Source organism: Rhabdochromatium marinum (genome assembly GCF_016583795.1).
Lineage (GTDB): Bacteria > Pseudomonadota > Gammaproteobacteria > Chromatiales > Chromatiaceae > Rhabdochromatium > Rhabdochromatium marinum.
This window is the reverse complement of sequence record NZ_NRRS01000034.1, coordinates 26,339-35,841: the sequence shown is the minus strand read 5'-3', so window position 1 is coordinate 35,841 and position 9,503 is coordinate 26,339. Positions and strand designations below refer to the sequence as shown.

10 protein-coding genes are annotated in these 9,503 nt (G+C 56.7%); 2 read left to right on the top strand and 8 right to left on the bottom strand.

What is annotated here, in order from left to right:
- The 6 genes from CKO36_RS20435 to pilM all read right to left on the bottom strand — a co-directional run.
- The coding region (locus tag CKO36_RS20435; protein WP_200284134.1) for a DUF4277 domain-containing protein at nucleotides 1–132 on the bottom strand (132 nt) is incomplete at its 3' end.
- A 103-nt stretch (nucleotides 133–235) separates the two neighbouring features.
- A complete protein-coding gene (locus CKO36_RS11135; protein ID WP_200284133.1) occupies nucleotides 236–2,644 on the bottom strand; it encodes a type IV pilus secretin PilQ in 2,409 nt (802 codons plus the stop codon).
- A gap of 20 nt (nucleotides 2,645–2,664) precedes the next feature.
- Complete coding sequence (locus CKO36_RS11130) at nucleotides 2,665–3,207, bottom strand: pilus assembly protein PilP (RefSeq protein ID WP_200284132.1); 543 nt, start codon at nucleotides 3,205–3,207, stop codon at nucleotides 2,665–2,667.
- The gene (locus CKO36_RS11125; RefSeq protein ID WP_200284131.1) at nucleotides 3,204–3,824 is read right to left on the bottom strand and encodes a type IV pilus inner membrane component PilO; all 621 of its coding nucleotides are present in this window, start codon (nucleotides 3,822–3,824) and stop codon (nucleotides 3,204–3,206) included. The genes CKO36_RS11130 and CKO36_RS11125 overlap by 4 nt, the downstream gene beginning before the upstream one ends.
- A gap of 41 nt (nucleotides 3,825–3,865) precedes the next feature.
- Nucleotides 3,866–4,438 (bottom strand): PilN domain-containing protein, encoded by a 573-nt coding sequence (locus tag CKO36_RS11120; RefSeq protein ID WP_200284130.1) that lies wholly within the window; start codon nucleotides 4,436–4,438, stop codon nucleotides 3,866–3,868.
- Between the two features lies 1 nt (nucleotide 4,439).
- Nucleotides 4,440–5,567 (bottom strand): type IV pilus assembly protein PilM, encoded by a 1,128-nt coding sequence (gene pilM, locus CKO36_RS11115; protein WP_200284129.1) that lies wholly within the window; start codon nucleotides 5,565–5,567, stop codon nucleotides 4,440–4,442.
- Between the two features lie 450 nt (nucleotides 5,568–6,017).
- Between pilM and CKO36_RS11110 the strand changes: the two genes are divergently transcribed.
- Together CKO36_RS11110 and CKO36_RS11105 are read left to right on the top strand one after the other, a co-directional pair.
- On the top strand, nucleotides 6,018–6,593 hold the full coding sequence (locus CKO36_RS11110) for a hypothetical protein (RefSeq protein ID WP_242469540.1): 576 nt from the start codon (nucleotides 6,018–6,020) through the stop codon (nucleotides 6,591–6,593).
- Between the two features lie 25 nt (nucleotides 6,594–6,618).
- Nucleotides 6,619–7,242, top strand: coding sequence for a hypothetical protein (locus tag CKO36_RS11105; RefSeq protein ID WP_200284128.1), 624 nt, complete (start codon nucleotides 6,619–6,621; stop codon nucleotides 7,240–7,242).
- Between the two features lie 30 nt (nucleotides 7,243–7,272).
- Here CKO36_RS11105 and galU read toward each other — a convergent pair whose 3' ends face one another.
- Entirely contained in the window at nucleotides 7,273–8,148 is an 876-nt protein-coding gene (galU, locus tag CKO36_RS11100) for a UTP--glucose-1-phosphate uridylyltransferase GalU (protein ID WP_200284127.1), read from the bottom strand.
- A gap of 44 nt (nucleotides 8,149–8,192) precedes the next feature.
- On the bottom strand, nucleotides 8,193–9,455 hold the full coding sequence (gene lapB, locus CKO36_RS11095; protein WP_200284126.1) for a lipopolysaccharide assembly protein LapB: 1,263 nt from the start codon (nucleotides 9,453–9,455) through the stop codon (nucleotides 8,193–8,195).
- Nucleotides 9,456–9,503: the final 48 nt, after the last annotated feature.

The window sequence follows — 9,503 nt, the reverse complement described above, 5'->3', positions numbered from 1 at the left end:
CTGTACCATAACCCGATCAATGAGCTCCCCGAGACCCAGCTCGTCGTACATTCCCGCTACCAATCCCAGGTGTTCGAGCGCTTGGCTGCTGTAATGCTGTGGACTGGCCTTTGAGCCAGTTTCGATGTGCATGGCTAGCCTGCTTCCCTCTGAATGTTTGCGATAAACGCAAGGATAGATGAGTTGAGAGAAAACCTGTTGGTGGCGTGAGCGGGTGCGGAATGTCGGTTAATGGTTAGCGACCCGCTAACTCGCCCTTGAGTATCTTAGGTGTGACAAAAATTAGCAACTCACTATTAACTTCGCTACGCTGTGTTGTTTTAAATAAATTTCCAATTACTGGCAGATCGCCTAACCACGGAACTTGTTCATCTTTAAATTGTTTGTTACCTTCAAAAACACCACCAAGAACCACTGTTTCACCATTATTAACAAGAACAGAAGTTTCAACTGATCGCGTATCTATTCCTGGTGTCCCCAGTACTTCGAGTGATCTGTTGACATTGTCTTTATTGACTTTTAGATCCATGATAATACGATCATCCGGCGTAATTTGCGGCGTCACATCAAGCTCCAACACTGCATCCTTAAACGAAACCGTAGTTCCACCACCTAATCCTGCTGCCTGCTGTTGATATGGAATTTGCTGACCGAGTTTTATAGTCGCGTTATGACCATCTGAAGTCACTACCCGAGGTGAGGAAATAATCTCGCCGCGTCCTTCCGTTTGCATGGCAGATAATTCAAGTTGCAATAAATGGGAACCGACCTTACCTAGCAGGAAGTTAATGGCGCCAGACGGCGTCGGTGCAGGAAGGTTGACCATCAGTGCCTCGGCACCACCCAATTCAATACCAGAGTTATATGGAACCTGAGGATTGGCATCGTTTGGTGACGGTGGATTTGTGGGTGGATTTTGATAAAAACTGCTGTCGTAAACCCCCATAAAGGGTCCCTTATCAATATCTTGCGTGCCGGTCAAATGACCCGGCCGACCACCGGCAATCAACAACTCTTCTCCCCCGGCTTCCCCCATCGAACCTGAAATGCCAAAGCGCACTCCAAGATCCCGTGCAAAATTGTTATCCGCAATCACAACCCGAGACTCAACCAGCACCTGCCGCACCGGAATATCGAGGCGTACGACCAATGCACGGATTTCTTCCAATTTTTTTCCGGTGTCTTGCACTAGCAGCGTATTCGTACGACCATCAACAGTCACAGCCCCACGTTCCGACAGCAGATTGTTGTCTTCAGACTTGATCAAAGCAGCAAGGTCAGCGGCCTTGGCATAATTCACCTGAATAAATTCGGAACGCAACGGCGCCAGTTGCTCAATCTGCTGCATGGATTCCAGCTCCAGCTTCTCCTGCGCGGCCAATTCCTCAGTGGGAGCGACCATAACGACGTTGCCGGTCTGGCGCATCGACAGCCCCTTGGTTTTGAGCACGATATCCAGTGCCTGATCCCAGGGCACATTCTGCAAGCGCAGGGTAATGTTGCCGCGCACGGTATCGCTGGCCACCAGATTCAGTCCGGTAAAATCAGCCAGCAGTTGCAGCACAGCCCGGACTTCAATGTCCTGAAAATTCAACGATAACCGGTCACCGTCATAGACAATTTTCTCGCGCTCCAGCTGTTCCTTCTCAGCCGGCGTAAGGGCACGAAACTCAACGGTAAACAAGTTATCGCTCTGATAAGCCAGGTAATCGTAGTCTTCCGTGGTATCAATCTTGATTTCAATGTCATCGCCTTTGGCTCGGGATTCCACTGCGGTCACGGGCGTGGCAAAATCAACCACATCAAGGCGGCGATACAGCCGCTGCGGCAGCTGCGTATTGCCAATATCCACCATCACGGCGTCGCCCTGCTCGCGAACATTCACCGGCGTGGTGGACGAAGGCAGGCTAATCACCACTCGCCCGGCACCATCAGCACCACGACGAAAGTCGATATTTTTCAGTGATTGGCGACTGTTTGCCACCGCCGCACGGCCAAATCTTGAGGTACGCACAGCGCCGATTTGACGCGGCATCTCTGCCGGCCGCTGAGTTTGCGGCGGCGTGGCTCGCTCTGGCACAACAGACGGTTCGGCGACTTCCTGAGCAACGGGTTCCTCGGCTGTTTGAGCCACAGGAGCCTGGGAAGGAAGCGGGGAACTAGCCGGAGCCGCTGGCGCTGTTTCCGGTGCGGCACCGGGTCGTAGATCTTCTTCAGCCAGATCAGCGGTGGTCAGAATCTCAGCGGGCGGCTGATTTAAGCTGACAATAATCCGCTGACCTTCGGTTCTAAGCTGATAGGGAACAGAGTCTGCCAGATTCAGCACGACACGGGAGCGATTGCCCGCCTGGATCGCATTCAGGCTCTGGGCAACACCGAGTTGAATCGGCACCTCGCGATTGTCGAGACCAATGCTGACATCAGGTAAATCGATGGCAATACGCGATGGATTATCGGTGGCAAAATCGCTTGGGCTGGGCGGAGTATCGGAAAAAATCAGATCCACCTCAACAACACCGCCAGGCAGAGATGAAAAGTCTACGTCTTCCAGCACAGAAGCCGCCATGGTTGCAATCGGCAGCAACAGCCAGCTGAGTAGGAGGAGATTGCGGGTTGAAGGCTTGTTTAACTGGCGTCTGATCATGACGAAAAATCTCCAGTCGATCACTGTTTCAGCGCAATCGACGTTTGCTGTTCAACCCATTCGTTGACACCTTCATTGACAAGTTCCGTCAATTGAATGCCTTGCTCACTGATACTGGTCACGCGCCCATAATTGCGTCCCATATAATTGCCAACGCTCACCCGGTGCAACACGCCATCCGGCGAGACGATCAGAGCCCACATGGTTTCGTCCTGATTCAAAGTTCCCACCATGCGTAACGAATCAAGCGAGTATTGCTCCAGTTCTTCCTTGCGCCTTAGCAGATCAGGGGCTAAGCCGTTGCCACTTGTTTCCGGAGCAATGGCTTCAATGCTCAGCTCATCCATGATGAAGGGATTACGCAACCCAGTCGGGTCGTAGATAAAATTGTCAATCTGCTTAATTTGTGGTACCGGATCCAAAGGCGGTGGGCGCCGCTGCTGTTGCTCCGCCACAAAAGCTTGTAACTCATTCAACCCTGGATCATCACCACAGCCGCCTAAACCGAGCGCTGTAATCAGGGCTGTGACGTAAGGCAAACGGGCACCGAATGAGAGACTCATTGCAGGGTATTCTCTTCCAGATAGCGATAAGTTTTCACCACCGCATTCAACACCAGAGGCGTGCCTGGCTCGGCGGCTGCGCCGCGCCGCCCGCCGCCTCCATTGTCCTGTATCGCGATGTTGTGAATGGTGACGATACGCGGCAACGCCGCCAAACCACTCACGAATTCACCGAATTGATGGTACTGCCCGATGACGCGCACATTGATGGGATACTCGGCGTAGAAGTCGCGCGCCTCTTCGCCCGTCGGTTGAAATAACTCAAACTCCAGCCCGGCGGCCAGTCCGGTCTGGGAAACATCAATGAGCAGGTTATCCACTTCTGTTTTGTTGGGCAGCCGCTTGAGCAAGGCACCGAAGGATTCATCCATCTCGGCTAACTGCAATTTGTAGGCCTCAAGATTGGCGGCTTTTTTCTGCTTAGCCTCGAAGTCTTTTCTCAGCTCAGCTTCTTTGCGCTCGGCGACTTTGAGTTGGTCAATCTGTTTGCTGGTGCTAAAGTGATACCAGCCGTAGCCGATGGCCACGCACAGCAGCAGGGTCAACACGATCTTGACCGGCAACGGGGCCTCGCCAAGGTTATTGAAATCGAGTTCGTTCAGTTGATTGATATCCATGCGATCACTCGATATCCGTGGGTTTGATCATAGGCATTGGATCATGCCCCTGGCGACGCATCCTCATTGTTTTTCTTGCGCTGTTGCTTAAAGCTCAGGCGAAAATGCGACAGGCCGGTTCCGGTCTGGTCCTTGTTTTCAATCAGCAGCAATTGTGGCGCGCCAATCCAGTCGGATTTGTTGATATTGCGCATCAGCGCTGACACTCGCGCATTGGACTGAGCGCGGCCCTCAATGGTGACCGAATTGCCATTTTGTTTGAGATTGACGAGAAAAACCCCTTCCGGTACGGCACGCACCACTTCATCGAACAGGCGCACAATCTCGGGACGGCTTTCCTGCAGAGTCTGGATGATTTTCATCCGCGCGATCAGATCTTGCTTGCGCGCCTCAAGGCCTTCGATTTCCTTAATGGTGCGCTCAAGCTGGCGAATCTCCTTCTTCAGGTACTCATTGCGCGCTTTCTGGTTGTCGATCATGTGCGAGAATTGCATCTGCACACCGACCCCAATCATCAGGGTAATCACAACGGCCGTAATCACAGCCGCAGCAAAATCGCGCTGACGGCGCTGGCGACGTGCATCACGCCATGGCAGCAGGTTTATTCTTGCCATGTTAGTTAAATCCCCGCAGCGCCAGTCCGACGGCAAGCATCATGGCGGGAGCCGCGCGCTCCAGCCCGGCACGATCAACATGCTTGGCCAGCACCATGTCTTCGAATGGATTGGCCACCTGGACCGGAAAGCCCAGCCGCTGCTCGACCAAATCGGCGATCTCGGGCAAACGCGCGGCGCCACCGGCCAGGATGAGCTGATCGGTGCGGCCAAAGCTGCTCGCGGAATAGAAGAATTGCAGGGCACGGCTGACCTGCTGGGCCAGGGCCTCTTTGAAGGGGCCAATGACTTCGGTCTGGGCATTCTCCGGCAACACACGCTTGGTCAGCAGATTTGACGAGGCCTCTGCGCTGTTGTCGGGCGAGGACTCTGGCTGATTCAGACCTTTAAGGGCATCTTCGCGCGAGAGGCTGTAGCGGCGTTGCAAATCATCAAGCAGCTGGTTACCACCAAAATTCTGCTCGCGGGTATAGACAATGATTCCGCCATGCAGTACATGCAGGGTGGTGGTGGTCGCTCCGACATCGGCCACCGCGATGGTCTTGGCCTCCAGCCCCTCGTCGATCCTGGCCAACTGCAAGGCACAGGCATTTTCCATCGCGTAGGTTTCAATATCCACGATCTCGGCCGTCAGTCCGGCCATTTCCAGCACCGCGACCCGATTATCGACATTCTCGCGCCGGGAGGCGGCCAGCAGCACATCGACCATCTCCGTCGACACAGCCGAGGGGCCAATCACATCAAAGTCGAGATTGACTTCTTCAAGTGGATACGGAATGTATTGATCAGCCTCAATTTGAATCTGGGCTTCCATTTCACTTTCAGACAACGCCGATGACATTGCGATCGTTTTGGTGATCGCAGCAGACCCCGGAACGGCAACGGCGGCGTGCTTGGCTTTGGTGCGCACGCGCCCCATCATTTTTTCCAGGACGGTGCCGACGGCTTCGATATCGGTGACTTTCTTCTCCGCCATGCAGCCGGCGGGCAGAGGTTCCTGGGCGGCGTTTTCCACCCGGTACATCCCTGCGGAATAACTGCCAGTGCGCGCCAGCTCAACCAGCTTGATTGAGGTGGAGCTGATGTCGATGCCGAGAAGGGGATGTTTCTTGCGGCCGAGATTGAACATAGCGAGCAACGGTGGCGATGGTTGGCGATCCTGGTAGGATTAACTTCGAGTTTAGATTATGAATCTGTCTTAAACAATCATACTGCCAGGTTTTTTTATTTTATGACTGGATTATAGACGATGTTTTTAAACCCTGCACAGCTGTTTAGCCGTAGCGGCGCGGATACGGCACCGGCGCTGGCGGAACCTGCCTGAGCGCGCAATGGCAGTCAGCAGTCAGCGGCTTGCGTCAAGTGCTCCGCCCGGTGCAGGATGAAACCTGTCCCCAGCTATCAGTCGCGCCAGGCTGCTGCCGTCATGTCCAGAAAAAACACCCCAGCGAAGCGCATGCGCAGACGCGCGCATCCGACCAGCCGTCGGATCAAGAAAACCGCCAGCCCGAGCGTACATAAGCACGCAACCGAGCTGGTAGCGCGACACCGCCAACTCGCTTACGAAGCAGCACGCCTCATGGCTGACGATCTTATTGAGGATTTTGAACACGCAAGACGCAAAGCCGCTGAGCAGCTGGGGATCACTGACAAACGCCAGTGGCCCGACAATCTAGAAATTCAGCAGCAACTCTTAGAGCGCCAGCGCCTGTTTGGCGGTGCGGCACGCCAGCGCGAGTGCCGGGCGCTATTGGAACAGGCGCTCGCCGCCATGCAAGTCTTCGCGCCCTTCCAGCCGCGTCTGGTCGGCGCGGCCCTGGCCGGCACCGCGACTTATCAACAGGGGTTTGAATTGCAGGTCTTTGCCGACAGCCCCGAGGAGGTCATCTGGAGGCTCATCGACCGCAAGATTCCCTGGAGCGTCGATCAGGGCCAGTTTCGCTATGCGGGCAATCAGCGCCTGGAGCACCCGATTCTGCGCTTCCTGGCCGGCATGGTGCCGGTGCAAATCGTAGTGCTGCCGATCAAAGCCAGACGCAACCCACCGCTCGACCCGGTGTCAAACCGCCCTCAGCGCGGCGCAAGTCCCCGCGACCTTGAAGACCAACTGGCCAGGGACAATCCTTGCCAGAATGCGCCAATCAACACTCACTGATCAAAACTCACTGAGGAGCCAGAAGATGTTCAAAACTAAAGGACTCATCACCACAGGCAGCCTGATGATGCTGCTCGCGCTGCTTACCACCTGCGGCCTGAGCGCCGCCGATCCCATCACCGATCAAATCGACGCTGCGCGGCGCGCCTACCGCGATGGGGAGCCCCGGGTGGCCATTCAAGCCTTGCAATTTGCCGCCGCGCAGATTGAGGAACAACTCGCCGAACAGCGCCTGGCCTTGCTGCCCGAACCACTCAGCGGCTGGAGCGCCGAGCCAGCGGACAGCATTTCGGGCGGCCTTATCAGCCTGTTGACCGGCACCAGTCTCGCACGCGGCTATCGTCAGGACGCCACTGGCGCCCAGGTTCGCATCACCATCACTGCCGATTCACCACTGCTGGCCATGATGAACATGATGATGGCCTCGCCCCTGCTACTACAAGCCGAACCTACCACCAAACCGTACAGCTTTGGTGCTTACCGAGGTATCGCGCAGACAGACGCCACCGGCGACACCCAGCTATCATTGATGCTGGGTACCCGGATCCTGCTGCAACTCGAAGGAAGCCAGGGGGCCACCCGGGAGATGCTGGAAGCCTATCTGAACGCTATGGACCTGAAGGCGCTGGAAAAAGCCCTGCTTGGATAAACAACCCGCGCTCAAGTTGCCAAGAGCGCATCAAGCCATCAGGCGCTTCAGGTAGCCGGCAAATTCGTCGCCCAGCTCCGGGTGTTCCAGCGCCAGCTCAACCGTCGCCTCCAGATAACCCTGCTTGCTGCCGCAATCGTAGCGCTTGCCGATAAAGGGATGCGCCACCACGGTTTCTTTCTCAAGCAGACTCGCAATACCGTCGGTCAGCTGAATTTCACCCCCGGCACCGGGCTGGGTCGCTTCAAGCTCAGCAAAGATGCCTGGTGTCAGCAAATACCGTCCCACCACTGCCAGGTTGGAGGGCGCCTGCGACGGATCCGGCTTTTCGACAATGGAAGTCACGCGCAGGGTGCCATCCGCCTGGCGCTCGGTCTCGACAATGCCGTATTTGTTGGTCTCACTCGGCGGCACTTCCTCTACGCTGAGCACGCTGGCCCCGGTGCGCGTATGGATTTCGGCCATTTGTTCAACCACTCCCGGTCCCTGCGTATTGCGAATCAGGTCATCGGCCAGTACCACCGCGAAAGGCTCGTTGCCAACTACCGGCTTGGCACAGAGCACCGCATGGCCCAGTCCTAGCGCAACCGCCTGGCGCAGATAAATACAGCTGATATGATCGGGCAGCACGCTCTGCACAATCTCCAGCAGTTTGGTTTTGCCGGCGCGCTCCAGCTCGGATTCCAGCTCATAGGCCTTGTCGAAGTGATCCTCAATGGAGCGCTTGCTGCGTCCGGTAATGAAAACCAGCTGCTCGGCTCCGGCCGCCTCAGTCTCCTCAACCGCATATTGAATCAGCGGTTTATCCACGACCGGCAGCATCTCCTTGGGACTGGCCTTGGTCGCCGGCAGAAAGCGGGTGCCCAGACCCGCGACCGGAAAGACCGCTTTACGGATGGTTGCCATAACGTCTGCTCCTGCGAATGTTCATTCCACATTAAATTGTCGGTTTAAGCGATGCGCCGCTGTCGTAACTGCGCCACATCCGCCACGAGTTGATCGGGTTCAACCGCCTTGATGCTGCCCCAGTGCTTGCAGCTCGGACACTGCCAATGCAACGCCCGCGCCTCGAACCCGCAATGATCGCACTGATAGGCCGGCTGCGCGGCGAGCAAATGCCGCACCACACCCAGCACAATTTCCGCCGCCGGATCCAACGGTGAATCCGGTGCCAAATCCGCTGCTGCATCCGTCGTCACCTGGCCGGCGCCAGCGCCTGCGACTCGACCGGCCTCCGCCGGCTGGCGCAAACGCAGCTCCAGCAGACGTTCGGCTCCAGCCAGATCGGCATGCTCGCGCAGATAATCGATCAGAAACGCGCTGGCCGCCACCACGCCCTGCTCCCGCTCCAGCGCCTCGGACAGTTCCAGCATCAGCGGTGGACTGGGCTGGGCGCGAAACAGCTTGCCCAATTCATCCGCAACACGCTCATAGCCCAAGCGCTGGTAGCAAGCTTTGAGCCCAGGCAACAGTGCTGGCACGAAGCGCGGACCACGCTCGACCACACGCGCATAGAGAGCCAGCGCCGCCTTGGCATCCCCACGCGCCATGTCCATCTGCGCCTGCAACAGACTGGCGCGGATACAATCGGAGTCCACCTGCTGCGCATCCTGCAAATGGCGACGCGCAGCGCCAGTGTCCTGATCACGCAGGCATTGCTCGGCGAGTTCACAGTGAAACTGCGCGATCTCATTGCGTAACGGGGTCTCCCCGGTCGCCTCAAGCTGCCGGGCGATGTCGAGACAACGCGACCAGTCTTTCTCCTGCTGATAGATGTCGATCAGTGCCCGCAGCGCCGGTTGCAGATGCAAGCGCATCTCCACCAATTCATTAAACAGGCTCTCAGCCCGATCCAGCAGCCCGGCGCGCATATAGTCCAGTCCCAGCTCGTAGAGCGCGAAGGCGCGTTGCTGAGAGGTCAATTTGGGCCGCGCCATTAAATCCTGATGAATGCGAATGGCGCGATCCACCTCGCCACGGCGGCGAAACAGCGCCCCCAGTGCCAAATGCGTCTCGGCAGTTTCCCGATCCACCTCAGCCAGCTCCAGAAAGACATCAATCGCCTTGTCCGGCTGCTCATTGAGCAGGTAGTTCAGACCGCGAAAATACGCTGGATCCGGCCCTGCGGCGAGACCACGTGCGCCCTCGCCACGGCGGCCAATCCACCAACCCGAGGCAGCGGCAACAGGTAAGAGCAGAAACAACCATTCCATCAGCGTACCCCGACAAAAACGCCACCTAAAAACGCCACCAGTGTGCGC

Excerpts from the sequence above, each read along its gene's own strand:
- CKO36_RS11135 (WP_200284133.1), bottom strand. The coding sequence starts at position 2,644 with ATGATCAGACGCCAGTTAAACAAGCCTTCAACCCGCAATCTCCTCCTA.
- CKO36_RS11130 (WP_200284132.1), bottom strand. The coding sequence starts at position 3,207 with ATGAGTCTCTCATTCGGTGCCCGTTTGCCTTACGTCACAGCCCTGATT.
- CKO36_RS11125 (WP_200284131.1), bottom strand. The coding sequence starts at position 3,824 with ATGGATATCAATCAACTGAACGAACTCGATTTCAATAACCTTGGCGAG.
- CKO36_RS11120 (WP_200284130.1), bottom strand. The coding sequence starts at position 4,438 with ATGGCAAGAATAAACCTGCTGCCATGGCGTGATGCACGTCGCCAGCGC.
- pilM (WP_200284129.1), bottom strand. The coding sequence starts at position 5,567 with ATGTTCAATCTCGGCCGCAAGAAACATCCCCTTCTCGGCATCGACATC.
- CKO36_RS11110 (WP_242469540.1), top strand. The coding sequence starts at position 6,018 with ATGGCTGACGATCTTATTGAGGATTTTGAACACGCAAGACGCAAAGCC.
- CKO36_RS11105 (WP_200284128.1), top strand. The coding sequence starts at position 6,619 with ATGTTCAAAACTAAAGGACTCATCACCACAGGCAGCCTGATGATGCTG.
- galU (WP_200284127.1), bottom strand. The coding sequence starts at position 8,148 with ATGGCAACCATCCGTAAAGCGGTCTTTCCGGTCGCGGGTCTGGGCACC.
- lapB (WP_200284126.1), bottom strand. The coding sequence starts at position 9,455 with ATGGAATGGTTGTTTCTGCTCTTACCTGTTGCCGCTGCCTCGGGTTGG.